Origin of the sequence: Actinoallomurus sp. NPDC050550 (genome assembly GCF_040655075.1) — a bacterium.
Classification (GTDB): Bacteria; Actinomycetota; Actinomycetes; order Streptosporangiales; family Streptosporangiaceae; genus Actinoallomurus.
The window spans coordinates 1-16,994 of record NZ_JBFAJC010000035.1 but is presented as its reverse complement, the minus strand read 5'-3'; the positions used below and the strand labels follow the sequence as shown (position 1 = coordinate 16,994).

The 16,994-nt window shown below is 69.3% G+C and carries 15 protein-coding genes; 9 read left to right on the top strand and 6 right to left on the bottom strand.

Annotation, left to right across the window (positions count from 1 at the left end):
• The first annotated feature begins 108 nt into the window (after nt 1–108).
• Together AB0I04_RS36145 and AB0I04_RS36140 are read left to right on the top strand one after the other, a co-directional pair.
• Nucleotides 109–255: a hypothetical protein gene (locus tag AB0I04_RS36145; RefSeq protein ID WP_360895087.1), complete on the top strand. Its 147-nt coding sequence runs from the start codon at nt 109–111 to the stop codon at nt 253–255.
• Nucleotides 252–2,642: an NACHT domain-containing protein gene (locus AB0I04_RS36140; RefSeq protein WP_360895084.1), complete on the top strand. Its 2,391-nt coding sequence runs from the start codon at nt 252–254 to the stop codon at nt 2,640–2,642. The genes AB0I04_RS36145 and AB0I04_RS36140 overlap by 4 nt, the downstream gene beginning before the upstream one ends.
• Nucleotides 2,643–2,722: 80 nt before the next feature.
• Here AB0I04_RS36140 and AB0I04_RS36135 read toward each other — a convergent pair whose 3' ends face one another.
• Nucleotides 2,723–3,520, bottom strand: a complete 798-nt coding sequence (locus AB0I04_RS36135; RefSeq protein WP_360895081.1) for a methyltransferase domain-containing protein — start codon at nt 3,518–3,520, stop codon at nt 2,723–2,725.
• Between the two features lie 93 nt (nt 3,521–3,613).
• Nucleotides 3,614–4,498 (bottom strand): SDR family oxidoreductase, encoded by an 885-nt coding sequence (locus tag AB0I04_RS36130; protein ID WP_360895078.1) that lies wholly within the window; start codon nt 4,496–4,498, stop codon nt 3,614–3,616.
• A 98-nt stretch (nt 4,499–4,596) separates the two neighbouring features.
• On the opposite strand from AB0I04_RS36130, the gene AB0I04_RS36125 reads away from it, so the two are divergent.
• On the top strand, nt 4,597–5,163 hold the full coding sequence (locus AB0I04_RS36125; RefSeq protein ID WP_360895074.1) for a helix-turn-helix domain-containing protein: 567 nt from the start codon (nt 4,597–4,599) through the stop codon (nt 5,161–5,163).
• A 207-nt stretch (nt 5,164–5,370) separates the two neighbouring features.
• On the opposite strand, the gene AB0I04_RS36120 is transcribed toward AB0I04_RS36125, so the two are convergent.
• A complete protein-coding gene (locus AB0I04_RS36120) occupies nt 5,371–8,610 on the bottom strand; it encodes a DUF4132 domain-containing protein (protein ID WP_360895071.1) in 3,240 nt (1,079 codons plus the stop codon).
• Nucleotides 8,611–8,915: 305 nt separating this feature from the next.
• On the opposite strand from AB0I04_RS36120, the gene AB0I04_RS36115 reads away from it, so the two are divergent.
• From AB0I04_RS36115 to AB0I04_RS36105, 3 genes are all read left to right on the top strand, one after another.
• Complete coding sequence (locus AB0I04_RS36115; RefSeq protein ID WP_360895068.1) at nt 8,916–9,512, top strand: hypothetical protein; 597 nt, start codon at nt 8,916–8,918, stop codon at nt 9,510–9,512.
• 178 nt (nt 9,513–9,690) lie between these two features.
• Nucleotides 9,691–11,274 carry an AAA family ATPase gene (locus AB0I04_RS36110; protein WP_360895065.1) on the top strand — a complete coding sequence of 528 codons (1,584 nt, stop codon included), beginning with the start codon at nt 9,691–9,693 and terminating at the stop codon, nt 11,272–11,274.
• Between the two features lie 42 nt (nt 11,275–11,316).
• Nucleotides 11,317–11,967 (top strand): DUF6461 domain-containing protein, encoded by a 651-nt coding sequence (locus tag AB0I04_RS36105; protein WP_360895063.1) that lies wholly within the window; start codon nt 11,317–11,319, stop codon nt 11,965–11,967.
• 132 nt (nt 11,968–12,099) lie between these two features.
• On the opposite strand, the gene AB0I04_RS36100 is transcribed toward AB0I04_RS36105, so the two are convergent.
• On the bottom strand, nt 12,100–13,038 hold the full coding sequence (locus AB0I04_RS36100; RefSeq protein WP_360895060.1) for a ketopantoate reductase family protein: 939 nt from the start codon (nt 13,036–13,038) through the stop codon (nt 12,100–12,102).
• A 196-nt stretch (nt 13,039–13,234) separates the two neighbouring features.
• Here AB0I04_RS36100 and AB0I04_RS36095 point away from each other — a divergent pair, with 196 nt between their 5' ends.
• Entirely contained in the window at nt 13,235–13,867 is a 633-nt protein-coding gene (locus AB0I04_RS36095) for an ABATE domain-containing protein (protein WP_360895057.1), read from the top strand.
• A 71-nt stretch (nt 13,868–13,938) separates the two neighbouring features.
• On the opposite strand, the gene AB0I04_RS36090 is transcribed toward AB0I04_RS36095, so the two are convergent.
• Entirely contained in the window at nt 13,939–14,982 is a 1,044-nt protein-coding gene (locus AB0I04_RS36090) for an NAD(P)-dependent alcohol dehydrogenase (RefSeq protein WP_360895054.1), read from the bottom strand.
• A 97-nt stretch (nt 14,983–15,079) separates the two neighbouring features.
• On the opposite strand from AB0I04_RS36090, the gene AB0I04_RS36085 reads away from it, so the two are divergent.
• Entirely contained in the window at nt 15,080–15,667 is a 588-nt protein-coding gene (locus AB0I04_RS36085; RefSeq protein WP_360895052.1) for a TetR family transcriptional regulator, read from the top strand.
• A 132-nt stretch (nt 15,668–15,799) separates the two neighbouring features.
• Here AB0I04_RS36085 and AB0I04_RS36080 read toward each other — a convergent pair whose 3' ends face one another.
• Nucleotides 15,800–16,138 (bottom strand): alpha/beta hydrolase, encoded by a 339-nt coding sequence (locus AB0I04_RS36080; RefSeq protein WP_360895049.1) that lies wholly within the window; start codon nt 16,136–16,138, stop codon nt 15,800–15,802.
• A gap of 432 nt (nt 16,139–16,570) precedes the next feature.
• Here AB0I04_RS36080 and AB0I04_RS36075 point away from each other — a divergent pair.
• The coding region (locus AB0I04_RS36075; protein WP_360895046.1) for an SDR family NAD(P)-dependent oxidoreductase at nt 16,571–16,994 on the top strand (424 nt) is incomplete at its 3' end.

Below are 16,994 nucleotides of genomic sequence, written 5' to 3'. Positions count from 1 at the left end.
CGCCGAATCGTCACGTTGCCGGGGAAACGGGGCGGGGTACCGTTCGTTGAACGTCGTGCCGAAGGGCGCGCGTTCGGGGACGGGTCGTCTGGCAGGGCGGTGCTGAGCATGCGAGTGCTGATCAGGGTGGACGGCGATGGCGACGGGCTGATGCCGTGGCCGGCCGAGGACCGAGCCGGGCGGGACACGACGCTGACGCCGGCGGAAGTGGAGCAGATCGTCCAGGCGTTGTCCGCACCGCGGGCGAACCCGTGACGGCACCCGACCCGGCCGGGTCCCACACCTCCGACCCGCTGACCGCGTATCTCGAGGCCGCCGAGCGGGCGGCGGAGATCACCGCCTACTCCGTGGCGATGGGACACCCGATCGATGGGCGCCCGAGCCTGGCGCGGATCCATGTACGGGCGAGGGCGTGGGACGACGGCGTCGAGCCGGAGTTCACCGACGACCTGTCCGACGCGGAGACCGCTCCCGGCAGCCGGGTCGCCGCCGACGAGATCTTCGCTCTGCCCGACGACGTGCTGCTCGTCGGCGGCCCCGGTTCGGGAAAGACCAGCCTGTTGCGGACCGGCCTGGTGGCGCTCACCAGGCGCTGGCGGACGGGCGATCCTCCAGCCTGGGCCCCTGTCCTGCTGCACGCCTCCGATCTCGTGGCGCGGGGTCCGTGGCCCGAACTGATCGCCCAGGGTGTCCGCTCCCGGCTCGGCACCGCCGCCGAGGACACCTGGACGGCGAGCTTCTTCGAGAACCCGCCCGCGGCGGGCCGTCGCTGGCTCATTCTCCTCGACGGCCTGGACGAGATCGTCGAGTCCCAGACCCGGGCCGGCGTTCTGGCGAAGCTGGCCGAGCTGCGGTCCAGGGATCCGCAGGGATCGCGCTATCGCTTCATCGTGGCGACCCGGCCGCCGGCCCGGCAGGAGTTCGGTACGGCGCAGGGGTGGCACGTCCGGCGGTTCGACCTGCTCGCCCTGGACGAGGACCAACTGTCCGCACTCGCCAGGAGCTGGTTCGACGCGGTGAATCTGCCGATGCCCGAGGAGAAGACCGATCAGTTCCTCACCCTGCTCGAGCGGGGGAGGCTCACCGACCTGGCTCGCAGCCCGCTCATGGCGACCATGCTCTGTCAGCTGTTCAGCAGCGACACCGACAGGCCGCTGCCCTCGGGACGCCATGCCGTCTACCGCGCGTTCGTCGACATGTTAGGCCGACACCACCATCCGGGAGCGCCCGACGAGCCACGAGGCACCGCCCAGATGCAGGCCGTCCGACGAACCTACGGAGACCGGACGGCTCAGGCGGCGACCCGGGTCCTCGTCACAGGTTTCGGGCTGCTCGGCCGGCTGGCGCTGGCCTGGCACGACGGCGACACCCGTTCCGCCATCGAGGTCTTGACCGACCTGACCTCGGATTGGCGGCCGCTGGAGTTGGACGACAGGCCCGAGGCCTGGCCCGCGATTCTGCGGGAGATCTTCCGCGAGACGGGTCTGCTCGTTCAACGCGGAGACGATTTAGACTTTCTCCATCCGACGATCGGCGAATACCTCGCCGCGCGGTGCATCGCGAACGATCCCGCCCGTCGTGCCCGAGCCCACCGGACCGTCCTCCGTCTCAACCGCCTTGCGCTGCTCCGAGGCACGGCACCGCCCATGAGCCTCATGGCCCGGTTCCTCGTCGCCGAATGTCTCGTACGGCCGGATGGTGACGAAAAGGTGCGGACCGCCCTGCGCAGGGGTGCGTCGTTCGTGTGGGGCGCCTGCTTCATCGCGCAGCTCGACGCGGACGGAACACCTCTCGACCCGGAGACCGTTGAGACCGCCGCCCGGACCCTCTACCGGCGGGCGATGGGACACCGTCGCGCGTTCTATGGCCTCGCCGCGGCGCGGGCGCTGGCCACGATGCGCCATCCGCGAGCGGCCGAGGCACTCGCCGCCATCGCCACCGACCATGACCTCCGGGTGGCCACGCGGATTCCGGCGGCGCGGACCCTGGCGTTATTGCACGACGAGAGCGGCGGTCTGACCCTCATCGAGCTCATCAAGGACACCTCCCTCAAGCCGGAGGACCGGATCCGGGCCGCGCAGACCCTCGCGGGCATCGGTGACGCCCGTCGGGGAGATGCGCTGTTCGCCCTGGCCACGGAGCCCGGACTGCAGCAGCATCACCGGATCACCGCGGCACGGATCCTGGGAGAGACCGGTGACCCGGAGGGCCCTGCGATCCTCTTCGCCATCGCCCTCGACCCGCTGACGAGTGGGTTCATGGCGATCAGCGCCGCTCATGACCTCGCCGGTCTCGGCGACCCTCGCGGGCATGAGGTCCTGCTGGACCTCGCGAACGACGTCGGCCTTTACGGTGGCAGCCGGGTTCTCGCGGCACGGGTTCTGGCCACCCTGGACGACCCCCGAGGGCGGGAGGCGCTGCGGAGACTCGCCGGGGACGACGCGCTCGCCGAGGTGCATCGGCGGCGAGCCGCCGACCTCGGCAGCGGGCAGCACACATACGCGAGCGGCATCGAGAGCTCCTACTTCGGGATGCGCCGCGGGTCGCGAGTCATTCTCGGGATCCTGGGGATCGCCGCGGCCATGATGACCGTTCGCCGGCATCGCCATCCGGCGGCCGACGGTCCGGAGCCGTCGGGGTGATCTGTTTCCGGGGCGACCGGCTCGTGAACCTGGACCGGCTCCTCAGCGCTCACGAGGATTCGGAAGAGGACGACGGCGGGTCATAGGCGTCGGCCGACGGTGAGGACGGACGACCAGTGGCGGGTGAGTCGTCCGTCCGGGCGGGCGGCGAGCCGGCGGCGGATCTCGCGGTAGAGGTGGTCGCGCGTGGCCGGCTCCATGGCGATATGGCCGGAGAAGGTGTTCAGCAGGGCGATGTACTGCTCCACGGTGTAGCGCCGAGCCCACAGATACCGCCGTGTCCCGGCGACGGCGAAGTGCCCGGACGCCTCGAACTCGGCGGCGAAGGGGTCGGGCTGCTCCTCGGGCCGTGGCGGTGGCCAGGGGGAGCCGTCGCCTTCGCCGAGCTCGTCGTAGACCTGTTGGATCTCGGTGAAGAACGGGTCGAAGTCGGCGGGGAAGGCGTGCTCGGCATTCCATACGGCCAGGTGGCCGCCCTGGGGGAGGAGCGCGGCGGCCTGCGCGTACCTGACCTCCGGATCCACCCACTTCCAGGCGGTGGCCGCGTAGACGACGTCGAAACGGGCGCTCGCCGGCGGACTCCAGTCCTCGAACGACGAAGTGATCACGGAGACGCCGGGGAACTCGGCGAGCCGGCGCCGTGCCTCCGCCGCCAGCGCGTCACCGAGCTCGATCGCCGTGATGTGGAAACCTCTGCGTGCCAGCGGCAGCGTGGCCTTCCCCGGGCCGCACCCGACTTCGAGCAGCCGCGCGGGCGGCTCGACACCCGTGAGCGCGAGCAGATCGGAGTACAGCTCGGCCGGGTAGTCCGGGCGTGCCTGTTCGTACCGGGAGGCCACGCTGTCGAAGGTGGCGCGCAGTCGGCGGTCGTGGGACATGCGCCGATCCTGGCAGTTCCGCGCCCGAGTCCGAACGTCCACCGCTCGGCTGCTCGGCTGCTCGGCTGCTCGGCTGCTCGGGGCACGTGCGCGTCAGGTGGCCGGTGCAGCCGGGATGGCCCGCAGGGTCTCCTCGTTGGCGGCGAGGAAGTCATCGAACGCGGACGGAGCACGGCCCGTGAGGTCCTGGACCGCCGACGTCGGTGTGGCCAGGGAGCCGGTCGCCACCTCCTTCAGGAGGGTGGCGACATCCTCGGCGAACCCAGGCGGGAGGCCCTGGGACTTCAGGGTGGCGGCCAGGTCGTCCGGGTGCAGGTCGACGTAGCGGACGGTCCGTCGCAGGGCGGCCGAGAGCTTCGCGGCGATCTCGGCGTGGGTGAGGGCCTCTGGACCGGTGAGGACGAAGGTCTCGTACTTGCCGTACGGGCCGGTCAGCAGGGTGGCCGCGCAGGCGGCGATGTCCTCGCAGTCGATGTAGGAGACCGGGGCCTCTCCGTACGCGCCGACCAGGTTCCCGTCGGCGGTGAACGAACCCGCCCCGGTGATGAAGTTCTGCATGAAGCCGCTCGGCTGCAGCAGCGACCAGCCGAGTCCTGAGGCCTTCAGGTACTCCTCGATCTCCCAGTGCGCGCCTTCGGCGAGTCGCCCGCCTTCGTGGGCCTGCCAGACCGACACCTTCACGACCCTTGAGACCCCGGCCTTCTTCGCCGCGTCGATGGCGGTCTTCTGCTGGCGGATCATCGGCTGTTCCCCGTCGACCGGCTGGGCGCCGGCGCCGTTGAGGAACAGGCGGTCGACACCTTCGAGGGCGGCGGCGATCGAGCCGGGGTCGTCGAAGTCGCCGACGACGAAGTCGCAGCCCAGCGCGCGGCCCTTGGCCTCGTCCCGGACCAGTGCCCGGAACGCGACCCCGTCCTGACGAAGTCGGCGCACGAGGGGCCTGCCGATGGAGCCGGTGGCGCCGGTTACCAAGATCATTTAATCCTCCTGGGGGTGTGCGATGGCGCCCGGGGCGATAATCTGAGGCAGCCTCGACATAGTTAAGTCGAGGGTGCCTCGAATTAGCAAGGGGAGAAATGACCGACCCCCGGCGGCGCCGGCCGCGCGCCGACGCCCGGCGGAACTACGACCGTCTTCTGGCCGAGGCCGACGCGGCCTTTCGGGAGAAGGGGACGGATGCGTCCCTGGAGGGCATCGCCCGGCGGGCCGGCGTCGCGATCGGCACGCTCTACGGCCACTTCCCCAGCCGCCGCGCCCTGATCGGCGGGTTGCTGCGCGAACGCAACGACGCCCTGTTCGAGCGGGGCGAGGAACTGCTCACCCACCCCTCGGCGGCGCAGGCGCTCATCGAGTGGGTCCGGGCCGTCGTCGAGCACGCCGCCGCGTACCAGGGGCTCGCCACCATGCTGGCCGACGGCTTGGACGACCAGGCCTCCGAGCTGCACGAGTCGTGCGTCCGGATGACCGGCATCGCGGACCGGCTGATCGCCAACGCCCGGGCGGCCGGTGTCCTCCGTCAGGACGTGACGGGTGCCGACATCTTCGCGCTGATGAACGCCGCCGCCTGGATCGGTGAACAGATGTCCCGGGAGCAGGCCGACCGGCTCGTGGACCTGACGATGGGCGGGCTGATGGCCACCTGACTCGCCGCGGTGTGGTGTGCCGGCGATTCCTCACCCGAGGAACGCGTCGAGAGTGGCGGCGAAGGCGGCCGGGTCATCCAGCCACGGGTAATGCCCGGCGCCTGTCTGTACGGCGAATCTCCCGTCGCCGAACAGGTGCACCGCCCGCTCGGCGGCCTCTGCCGTCGGCCACAGGTCGACGCGAGAGACCGGGTTCTCCGGTGCCGGTCAGGACGTCGTGTCGGTCAGTTCGGCGAGCAGCTCCGAGGTGGTGATCGGGTCGAGGTCGCCGAAGGGCAGCCCCTCGCGCCCCGTCGACCAGTAGTCGTCGTCGGCACGGTCGTCGAGCCGGATCTCCTCCAGCAACTGGTCGCCGCTGTCGTCCACGCGGCCGATCACGATCCCGGGGTTCAGCTTGATGCTGATGAACAGGCCGCCGGGGAGCTCGCGATAGGCGCAGTCCTGAATTCCGGCGTCCATGGGCATGCTGCGCCGCCAGCCGCGTCGTTCGAGCCCGAGCACGGCCTCGGCCGGTACGGCGACGCCCTGGAACCTCTCCAGGCGGCGGTCGGCGCGTTCGGCGTCGGTGAGGGTGTGCACCGTGCGGTCGAGCTGCGGGAACGGTTGCAGGATCTCGTAGTCGGCGAAGACCGCCGACCACGCGGCGAGCGTCCCGCCCAGCTCCAGGGGATGGGGGATGCCGATCCCGGCCTGGTCCGGCAGCGTCACCGCGCCGTCGCCGACGTCGGCGAACGTACGGTCCTCGGCGACGCGGAACGCGGTCTCCCCGGCGATCCACACCAGCCGCCGTGCGATCTGCCAGATCAGCGGATGCTCCAGGAACAGGCGCCGGAACTCCCCGGCCGTCCAGCGGCGCCGCGCCACCATCGCCGCCTCCAGCCGCCGGATCTGGTCGGCGGCCACCGCCCGCACGTCCTTCTTCAGCGTGGTGAACAGCTTGTACGCGGCGGGCGCGAGTTCCTGGTCGTCCTTGGCCCCGGGCTTGGGCAGGGACGCGCGGCGGGTGCCGTCCTCGCCGGTCACGTACGGCTTGAGCCGCTCGTCGAAGCCGACGACGAAGCGGCGCGGCCCGTAGTCCAGGACGAGCCCGCCGTCGGCGTCCAGGCCGAAGTCGGGGACGAGCCGGTCGCCGAGTTGTTCGGGTGTCAGGCCCAGCCCGTCGGCGACCTCCCCGACCTTCTCCTGCGCCCGCTCCCTGAGGCCCTTGAACCTGACCTTCTGCGCGATGCCGTACAGGTTGATCAGCGCCGTGTCCGTGCCGATCGCCGCCAGGACGTCCAGGCCGGCGACCGCCTTGGCGTGGCCGCCCTCGCCCGGCCACTTGCGGATGAGGGGGGCCAGCGCGCGCACGGTCTCGTCGTCGCCGAACCATCCCAGTTGCGTCAGTGCCCAGCCGTCCTTGGACGGCGCGCCGTTCCGCCGCCACTGCTCGAACAGCGCCCACCCGAACGCCGTCAGCGACTCGGCGTCGCACACCTTCTTGACGATCTCGACGCCCGCGTAGACCTCGTCGGACGTGGACATCGCCAGCATCGTCAGCAGATTGCGGGTGGCGTCGAGCGGGAGCGCGTCCTCGCGGTCGCGGAGCCGGATCCGCGGGAGCGGCTTCACGTCGGCCCACTCGCCCGGCACCGGTATGCGGGAGGGGAGAATCTCCAGCGGATCCACCGCCAGCATCGCCTCGATGACACCGGCCGCCTCGCCGCCGTGCGCGCGTGCCGCGTCGACGACCTTCTCGCCTCCGTGCCGGCCGGCGAGAAGGCGCAGCGCGGCCTCCGCCTGGCGCCGCGGACCGGCGGGCCTGCCCACCGCGGCCGGGACCAGCAGCGGCACCGCGTCCAGGCCGTGCCGGCCGAACCACGCGACCGCGAGCCTGCGGGTCTTCGGCCGGGCCAGGCGCTCGGCCATCAGCCGCGCCACACCGGCGTCCAGGAACGGCAGCGCCCGATCAGCGAGACCCGGATCGGCCTCCGCGATCCGCAGCGCGACGGGAAGCGCGTCGACGCCGAACCGGGCCACGACCGGCCTCAGCCATATCTCGGCCTCCCACCGTTGCGGCTGCCAGTCGGCCAGCAGCGGGCGGACCTTCTCCTCGGGGCCGTAGGTGAGGACGCCGAGCCGGTGCCCCCAGGCACGCCTGGCGCGGAAGTCCTCGATCTGCCGGTCCCAGTCGTCGTCGGCCAGGACGTGATGCCGTGAGTCGGTCTTCGCCCATTGGTCCCGCTCGCCCGGCTCCCACCGCATCCGGGGCTCGGCGGGCGGTTCCAGTCCCTGGATGACGGCCGGTCCGGCCGGTTTGGTGCGCAGCCACGGCAGGTCGACCAGCGGCCGCGGCAGGGCGTCCGCCGGCGCGTCCGGCAGCACGTCGTGGCCAGTGGCCTTCCGGTCGGCCGGAACGAACTCGGCCCGCAGGCCGGCGAGCTTCGGCTCGGCGGAGACCGCCAGCAACCGCCGCGCCCGTACGGGGAAGCGTCTCGCCGCCGCGAGCAAAGCGGGCTGCACGTACTTCTGGTCGACGCGGTCCATTAGCGCCTGGAACGCCTCGTCGGCCGGCAGGACCGCCAGCATCTCCAGGAACAGCTTCCGCCCGGCGGTGTGCCAGGGATCGGCGTCGAACGCCTTGACGAGCAGCGACGTCATGGCCGCTCCCAAACCGTCCGCCATGGCGACCAGGAGCGCCCGGTCCCATGAGTACTGGTGGACGACTCCGTACGGTGCGAGCAGGTCGACCTGGCCGGGCGAACCCAGCGAGCCGTACAACATCCACCAGAAGTCCCTCTGGTAGACGGAGTCGGGCGGTGCGGCGCAGCACTCCTCCACCCAGTCGTACCGGGTGGGCACCAGGAAGGACACCACCACCCGCTGCGACGCGGTACGGCGGCACCCCGCCAGCCGGTCCACCGCCTCCTGGTACTCCCGGTCGTCCGCGACGGCCAGCAGAGCGCGCAGCCGCGCGCCGGCCGTCGCCACCTTCGTCGAGGCGACCGAGTGGCAGCCATGGGTCCCATGGGGGTACTCGTCGACGGTTCTGAGCCCGGGGCAATGCCAGAGGATCTGGCTGAACTCGGCGAACGCGCAGGCGGCGAAGGACAATCCGTGTTCGGTCCCCCAGGAGTCCGCCGCCCGCACCGCGATCTCCTCGGTCTCGCGGTCCCACGCGTCCTGGACCAGCAGCGCGGCGACCACGGCCGCGCCCAGGGGGTCCGCGCCGCCGGAAAGATACTCCCGCATCGCCGCGGCCATGTCCGGGCTGACGCCCTCCCGCTCTGCGAGCGGTTGCGAAGCCTCCATCCGGTCGACGCGTTCGCGCACGGCCGCACCCGCGGCCGGATCGATCTTGACGACCGGGCCCGGCGAGCCGCTCCGCCGCGCGTACATCCGGCGCCGCCACGAGAGAGGAATGGTCAGCGCGTCCTCGTCCGATGCCGGATGAAGGTCATCTTCCATGGCGCATCACCGTAGACCAGATATCCGACGTTCCGTGCCCGCCCGGTCGCGTGAGGGGTGCCCTCGTACCTTTATCCGTGTAGGTGATTGATGGAGCCGGGCTTGAATCCAGCAGTATCAGATGATGGCATTCCGGTCGCGACTCGAAGCCGGCGCGGCCGCCGTCGGCCGCCGGCCGCCACTCGCCGGGAGATTCCGCCGGCCTTTGCGTGTGGTGGCTGAATAACGCGTCGGGCGCGTCGCGGTGAGACGGCCAGAAGTGCGGACCGCATGCGATTAAAAGGGTGCTCTGATACTGTTTCGACATGATGATCAACAACGGAGTTAAGCGGAGATTTTTCCTTGGCGTAATCGCCTTTGTTGGTTGGGCTGCAATTCCGGGCATGATGTTTCTTGCTTTTGTGGGACAGTCTCATCGGCTTGGGGTCACCGATGAGTTCGGTGACCCCGATCCCGGGGGAAATGGGTGGGCGTGGGCCGTGGCGACTCTGGGCATGGCGGCTGTGGTCGGAGGAATGGCCGCAGTGGCCGTGGCAGATGCCGTCTCGAGTGTTAACAGCTCAAGGTCCGAACGTATGCAGGCTATCGGCTATGTGGGGAGCGTGCTGCTGAGCGCGTTCATATGGCTCTTTGGCGGAATCATCGCTATTGGCGCGATGATGGTTACAAATGATTGTGGCGCGGGTGTCGCCTCGCCGTGTCTGGACCATCCTCGTATTATCCTTTCTCTGCTCTATGTGGTCTGTCTGATATTGCCGACTCCTCTGCTGGCGGTTGTGTGCTGGCTGGCTTGGCGTTCACAGGTATGTGTACTTCTTGCGCCACCCTTTATTCTGGACATGTACCTCCTTGCGATTCACCTGCATCTCCCGCATGCGGGTTTTGGTGACACCACCGGATAAAACGCGGACCGCCGCCACATTGCGCGCCCGGTTCCAGCGGCACATCGGCACGTCGCCCTCGGCGTACCGCGCGACGTTCAACCTGAACGAACGCGACGGCTGATCGGCGCGGGCCTGCGGGAGCTCGAAGGTGCGATTCGGAGCCCGCTGGCGTAACGTAGCCAATAGCCTACGGAGCGTGAAGTACTTCAACACCACAGGGCCATGTCTGGCAGACCGGCACTACCTGCTGCCGCCGCAGCCGCGACTGCCGCAGGCTCGGACGCTCATCGACGAGGGCCGGTTCTTCGTGGTGCACGCACCCCGTCAGACGGGGAAGACGACCACTCTCGCGGCTCTGGCCGGCTGGCTCACCCGCGAGGGCCGTTACCTCGCGGTGCGCTTTTCGTGCGAGGGGGCCAGAGCGGCGGGCGACGACTACGCGGCGGCCGAGCGGATGGTGCTGCAGGCGATCCGGGAAGGGGTGATCGCCGGTAACGTGCCGGCGGACCAAATGCCTCCGGATCCGTGGCCGGAGACGTCCCCCGGAGCGATGCTGCGGCGAGGCCTGACCGCCTGGGCCAGCCGGTGCCCGCTGCCGCTGGTGCTGTTCTTCGATGAGATCGACGCGCTTCGGGGTAACAGCCTGATCAGTGTGCTGAGCCAGTTGCGCGACGGCTACACCGCCCGGCCTGCTCCCTTCCCGCATTCGGTCGTGCTGTGCGGGTTGCGGGACGTACGCGACTACAAGGCGGCCTCGGGCGGGGATCCGGAGCGGCTGGGCACCTCGAGTCCGTTCAACATCAAGGCCGCCTCCCTGCGCATCGACGACTTCACCGTCGACGAAGTGACCGAGCTCTACGGACAGCACACGTCGGCCACCGGGCAGAAGTTCACCGCGTCCGCGATGCAGCGCGCGTTCGAGGCGAGCCAGGGCCAGCCGTGGCTGGTGAACGCGCTGGCCTACGAGACGACTCGAATGATGGGGATCGCGCCGCCGGAGCCGATCACCGATGCGCACGTGGACCAGGCGGTCGAGCGGCTGATCGTCGCCAGGGCCACGCACCTGGACTCACTGGTGGCCCGACTGCACGAGCCGCGGGTCCGGCGCCTCATCGAACCTCTCATCGCGGGCGAGTTGCCCGACCAGGACGCGACGTACGACGAGGCTCTGTCCTACGCGCGGGATCTCGGCCTGATCTCCCGGGCTCAACCCGTACAGGTGGCCAATCCCATCTACCAGGAAGTGATCCTCCGGGTCCTGGCCGGGAACACCGAATCGATCGTCGCGGCCGAACCGCGCAGCTTCGTCACCGGCGAGGGCCGCCTGGACTTCCGCCGGCTTCTCGACGAGTTCGTGGTCTTCTGGAAGCTGCACGGAGAAATCCTGTCCAGCCGGGAGACCTACCACGAGGCCGCCTGCCAACTGGTCTTCCTGGGTTTCCTCCACCGCGTCGTGAACGGCGGCGGCTGCATCGACCGCGAGTACGGCGTCGGACGCGGCCGTATCGACGTCGTCGTCCGCTGGCCCTGCATGGACGCGAACGGCGAACCCACCTCGCAGTGGGAGGCCATCGAACTGAAGGTCCACCACCCCGGCCGCCCCGACCCGCTGCCCGAGGGCCTGGTCCAGCTGGACGGCTACCTCGACCGCCTGGGCCTGGACGCCGGCACCCTCATCATCTTCGACCGCCGGCCGAACACCCCGCCCCTCCCGGATCGCACCGCCCTCAGCACCGCCCGCACTCCGACTGGACGCCGGGTGACCCTCCTTCGTGCATGAGTGAGTCACGGCGGGGCGAGGCACGCTTCTAATCTTGATCTCGTGTCATCGAACTTCGGGCGGCCTGCGGCCGTCGCAGCCGACTACGCGTGGATCGGAGCCGACGAGGACGGCGGTCTGTTCTCGGCGTACTGTCTGACCCTCGTACGCGGAGTCACGCCGCGGGAGTTCATGGACCGGCTCGGTGCGCAGATCATGTTCGACGCCCTGGAACTGGCGGAGGAGTTCACCGACCTCTCCTTTCAATACTGGGACGCGCCGCACTACGGCGACGTTCAGTTCATCGGTGCCACGACGGTGACCGGGGACGGCGGGGACTGGACCCTGGCGCTGGAGGTGAACGGTCATCTGGGCGTGACTCCCGCCGTCGTGATACCGGTCTCGGCGGGGACCCGGCTGGTCTCGCACCGCTACAACGGTGGCAACGCCTTCGGCGGCTTCTACTGGATCGAGGACGGCGACATCCGGCTGGAGTTCGAGCCCCTGTTCGCCTACCACCGGGAAGGCAGCACCCCGGACGCCCTCCTCGAGGACATGAAGCAGATCGGTTTCGACCTGGAAGAGGACCGCGAGGACATCGGTCCGACCACGACGGCCGCCTTCGCGCTGGCCGAGCGGCTCACCGGAGTCCGTGTGACCCCGGCCATGCTCGACGACGCGGTCTTCTTGTGCGGCACGGCCGCCGATGGCTGAGGGCCGACATCACCGGCGGCAGCAGAAGCCGTTGTCACACGGCATGCCGACCTCGCCGCCGTAGATCGTGAACCGCTCGATGGGGGCGAGGACCTCGCGGGCGGTGTCCGGTGGTCTTCGATGCCGCTCGACTCATGCGGCGGCATCTGCGGCGGCGGCGACGCGTTTTTGATGGACCCTCAGGTTCAGGGTGGCGAGGTCGAGCAGCGGGGTGCTCACGCCGAGTACCCTCGCCCGCGCGGTCAGGTCACCGAGGATGTGCTCGACCTCGGTGGGACGGCCGGCGGTCACGTCGCGGTACATCGATGCGGTGTCCGTCGATCCGGCCTCGGTTACCCCCGCTGCTGTGGCGGCGAGTTCCCCTGTGGGGACCGGACGTCCCGCCGCTGCCGACACCGCGGCCGCTTCGCCGAGGACGGCAGGGCCGAGCCGCTCGCCGCCGGGGACGGCGACGACGTCGCCGACCGTGCCGCGCATCAGGGAGGTGAGCGCGCCGAGGGTGCTGATGAACACCCACTTGTGCCACATCGCCGTGATGATGTCGGACGAGACGCTCAGGTCGAACCCGGAGCCGGCCAACGTCTGCTCGATCTCCCTCAGCCGAGGCGACGAGCGGCCATCTTGCTCGCCGATCGTCATCGTCGCGAGGGGATCGAGCCGGACGATGTCACCCTCGTCGTTGAGCATGGTGACGACCTTGACCACGCCGCCGAGTACGGCGGGTGCGCCGAAGCGGGTGTTCAGCATGTCCATGTGCGCGATCCCGTTGAGGAAAGGCACCACAGCGGTGCGCGGACCGACTGCTGGAGCGGCGTCGTCCAGTGCTGACACCAGGGAGCCGGCCTTCACCGAGATGAGCAGGAGGTCGTAGGGGGCGGCGATCTCGCCGGGGGTCACGAGCTTTGGCGCGAGCACGTCATGAGCGTCCAAGCCGGTCAGGCGCAGGCCCCGCTCGCGCAGGACCGCCGCACGGCGAGGGCGGACAAGGAACGTGACGTCCCGGCCGGCTTGGGCGAGCCGGGCGCCGAAGAAGCCTCCGGTCGCCCCGGCCCCGATGACGAGGATCTTCATGATTGTGGATTTCCTCCCGGTCGACGGCAGTTCGGGCTGCTCTTCGTGAAGCAGCGGCCGGCGCGGCCGCAGGCCGAACGGGCTGCGGTGACGTTCATGACCGGTCCTGAGTCGCATCCGCATCCCGTGAACACCGGTTGAAGCGGTGTCATCATGCGACACCCCATGAACAGGTGTCAAACGGTAAGGTGGGCGCATGGCCAGCAGATCCGCGCCCGCGCGAAGGGATCCCGCCGACCCGGAGATGGCGTTCCCGTTCATCGGCGGGTGCCCCTGCCTGAACTTCGTCGCCACTCTCGGCAAACGCCACACCGCTTCCGTCGAGAGGCTCGCCGACCCCGGTGCTCTGGCCCGCTGGATCAGCGAGGCGCGACTGCAGGCAGGGCCGGACCGTATGCGAATCACCGCCGAAGATCTGACGGCCGCCCGCGTGTTGCGTGAGGCGCTCTATCGGGTTCTGCTCGCCGCGATGCGCGGGGACACCCCGGATCCGGCTGATGCCGCACAGATCAACGAAGCGGCCGCTCACCCCGACCTCACGCCTCAACTGGCCGGCGCGGACACCGACGCTGACAACGGACGGCAGCCGGTTCTGCGCTGGCAGGCCGCGCATCCCGCGCAGGCCGCCTTGGCGACCGTGGCCCGCGACGCGGTACTGCTGGTCAGCGGCCCCCGCCTGGACCGGGTCAAGGAATGCGAGAACCAAGAGTGCTCGCTGCTGTTCCTCGACGACTCCCAGGCGCGCCGACGCCGCTGGTGCTCCATGGAACGCTGCGGGAACCTGGTGAAGGTCGCCGGCTATCGCTCCCGCACGCGAGGCGGTTCCTGACCCGGCGATCGGGTCTCCGGCTTCCTTCGCTCCATTCCGTAGGGGCCGTCGCAGATCCGCGCCCTGGTTGTTCAGGACAGGTCGGACATATCAAGCACGAAGCGGTAGCGGACGTCGTTGCGCTGGAGGCGGTCGAGGGCTTCGTTCACGCGCGCCGAGGGGAGAAGTTCGATGTCGGCGGTGACGCCGTGCTTGGCGCAGAAGTCCAGCATGGCGGCGGTCGCGGGTCGGCCGCCGCTGCCCGCGGAGCTGAGGTTCTTGCGTCCGATGAGCAGGTCGGTGGTCTCTACGGTGACCGGTCCGAGGTGCCCGACATGGCTGAGTGTCCCGTCCATGGCGACCAGCCGCAGATAGGAGCCGAGGTCGTGGGGGGCGGAGATGGTGTCGATGACGACATCGAACCGGTCCCGGGCGCGGGCCATCTGTTCCTGGTCCGTCGAGACGATGAGATCGTGGGCGCCGAGTCGACGGGCGTCGTCGGCTTTGTCCGCCGATCGGCTGATGACCGAGACGCCGGCGCCGAGCGCCACGGCGAGCTTGACCGCGAGATGACCCAGGCCGCCCAGCCCGCACACGGCGACGCGAGTGCCAGGCCCCACGCCGAGGGTGTGCAGGGGCTCCCACACGGTGATTCCGGCGCAGAGCAGGGGGGCCGCGGCTGCGGGATCGAGACCGGCGGGGAGGAGGTAGGCGAAACGGTCGCGGACCACGTACTCGCGGGAGTAGGCCCCCAAGGTCGTCGATCCGTCGTGGCGGTCGGTGCCGCCGTAGGTCAGGGTCGGGAACTCGTGGCAGAAGTTCTCCTGACCGGCCCGGCACATGGCGCACGCGCCACACGAGTCGACGATGTTGCCGACGGCGACCGGATCGCCGACGCCGAATCGAGTGACCTCCCGCCCGACCTCGGTCACCGTACCCGTGAACTCGTGGCCCGGTACGAGGAGAACATCTCCCGCGCCGGAATGGGCGCGGACGGCGTGCAGATCGGTGTGGCAGACGCCGCAGTAATCCACACGTACTGCGATGTCGTCGGGACGTAGCTCTCGCCGTTCGAGGGACACCCGCCGCAGCGTCGTCCCGGGACCGTCCGCGCGCCAACCCACCGTGGTCCTCACATCCGACTCCTTTAAACAGACTGTTCGGTCTATTTCATGCTAGGCGGATGTGTCGTCGCTAAGCAAACCGACTGTTCTGTTGGATACCGTGGCGGGTATGGCCGACCAGCACCTCACCGCACGTGGCGCCGCGACCCGCGGGCGCATACTCGACGTGGCGACCCGGGAGTTCGCCGAGCACGGGATCGCCGGGGCGCGCATCGAGCGAATCGTGGCCGCCGCACGCACGAACAAGGCGCAGCTCTACGCCTACTTCGGCAGCAAGGAAGGGCTGTTCGACGCCATCTTCTTCGGCTCGCTGGAGCGCATCGTGAACGTCGTCCCGATCGACGCCACCGACCTCGCGGACTGGGCCGTGCGTCTCTACGACGAATACCTCCGCCGGCCCGACCTCATCCGGCTGGCCACTTGGGCGCGTTTGGAGCGACGTCCGGCCGGTCACCTCGTCGATGAGGCCGAGCGTCTCGACGACCGCAAGCTGCGCGCCATCGCCGACGCGCAAGCCGCGGGCATCGTGAGACCGGGTGACCCGTTCGACGTGATGGCCATGGTCATCGCGATGTCCATGGCATGGTCGCCGGTCAGCAACGTCTTCGCCGCGACCGCCGAGGAGCCCCCAGAACTGCACGACCGGCGTCGCGCCCTGCTCCACGAGAGCGTCAGGCGAGCCGTGACGCCCGGCTGAAAACGCCCCGATTCCCTTTCCCGGCGATTCCGGCCCCCATTGTCCGTTCCGATCGAAGGTTGCATGCCCTCAACGTGGTGAGCAGAGGCTTGAAAGGTGAGTCCGAACGACGATCGCGGGAGTTGTTCGGACTTACTTTGCACTTTCGGTTGATCTTTGGCTGTGGGCAGGTGCCTCTTTCATCGCGGGCCTCACGGCGCTGTCGGTAGAGCCCGCGGTCTGAGGAGCGCGCAGGAACGTCAGGGCTGCTGTTGTGAACGCCTCTGGCGCGTCGCGATGGATCAGGTGGCCGACCGGGATGGTCTCGGTTCGGCTGCGTGGGATTCGCCGTGCCAGTTCCGCGACCTGGCCCGGACGAATGTGACTTCGCGGTCCGCCGTCAAGGACAAGGGTTTCCGCGGTGATTTCACCGAGCCGCTTCAGCCACGTCGGGTCAGGGTCGTCGACCTGCCTGCGGATGGCCAACACCATCTCCCAGTCATAAGGCAGGTCCCCATCCGGCTTCGTGGGAACGGCCGGCTTCCGGGGCGGCGGCGCTGGAACGTCCTCCAGGATCAGTCGGCTCGCACCCGGTCCGGACGCTCCTCGGTGAGCAGGTAGGCCACGATGGCGCACCAGGCAAGGGTGGCTCTCGCAGTACCTGTATCACCAGGGTCTCCCAGACGTCCAGGACGCCTGTCAACCTGTTTGAGTCGGCTCCCAGCTACACAGAGGAGAAGTAATGGATCCACGGGAGCCGCGCACGGCGGCCACTCGAGAACCCGTCCCAGGCGCCCTGAACGAAAGCGCCGACAACACTCCATGGACACGCACTGCAGTTTTACCCCCCATCAGTTCAATTCAGCTGCACCGGACGCGCGACCGTGTCAGCACATGCTTCCACGACAGAAGGGACGAAGACCAATGGCGGACAACCAGTTCACCACTCACGCAGACCTTTTCGATCTGAGTGGGAAGTGCGCACTTGTCACTGGCGGCACCAGGGGCATTGGGATGATGATAGCGCGCGGCCTTCTGCAGGCGGGCGCCCGCGTCATTATCAGCTCACGCAAGGCAGACACGTGCGCGGAGGCACAGCATCTACTGTCCGAATTCGGCGACGTTCAAGCATTCCCCGCCGACCTGTCCAGGTACGACGAGTGTCAGCGCCTCGCTGATCTTGTCAAGGTCGACTCGGAACGCCTGGACATCCTCGTCAACAACGCGGGAGCGATGTGGCGCGAGCCGCTAGAGACGTTCCCGGACGAGGCCTGGGACGCAGTGATCGACCTCAACCTCAAGTCGCCGTTCTGGCTGGTGCAGGCGCTGCTCCCCGCACTTCGCAGGG

Bases quoted from the DNA above. Each gene is read 5' to 3' on its own strand.
- AB0I04_RS36115 (WP_360895068.1), top strand. From the start codon at position 8,916: ATGATGATCAACAACGGAGTTAAGCGGAGATTTTTCCTTGGCGTAATC.
- AB0I04_RS36095 (WP_360895057.1), top strand. From the start codon at position 13,235: ATGGCCAGCAGATCCGCGCCCGCGCGAAGGGATCCCGCCGACCCGGAG.
- AB0I04_RS36145 (WP_360895087.1), top strand. From the start codon at position 109: ATGCGAGTGCTGATCAGGGTGGACGGCGATGGCGACGGGCTGATGCCG.
- AB0I04_RS36135 (WP_360895081.1), bottom strand. From the start codon at position 3,520: ATGTCCCACGACCGCCGACTGCGCGCCACCTTCGACAGCGTGGCCTCC.
- AB0I04_RS36080 (WP_360895049.1), bottom strand. From the start codon at position 16,138: ATGGTGTTGGCCATCCGCAGGCAGGTCGACGACCCTGACCCGACGTGG.
- AB0I04_RS36120 (WP_360895071.1), bottom strand. From the start codon at position 8,610: ATGGAAGATGACCTTCATCCGGCATCGGACGAGGACGCGCTGACCATT.
- AB0I04_RS36085 (WP_360895052.1), top strand. From the start codon at position 15,080: ATGGCCGACCAGCACCTCACCGCACGTGGCGCCGCGACCCGCGGGCGC.
- AB0I04_RS36130 (WP_360895078.1), bottom strand. From the start codon at position 4,498: ATGATCTTGGTAACCGGCGCCACCGGCTCCATCGGCAGGCCCCTCGTG.
- AB0I04_RS36125 (WP_360895074.1), top strand. From the start codon at position 4,597: ATGACCGACCCCCGGCGGCGCCGGCCGCGCGCCGACGCCCGGCGGAAC.
- AB0I04_RS36100 (WP_360895060.1), bottom strand. From the start codon at position 13,038: ATGAAGATCCTCGTCATCGGGGCCGGGGCGACCGGAGGCTTCTTCGGC.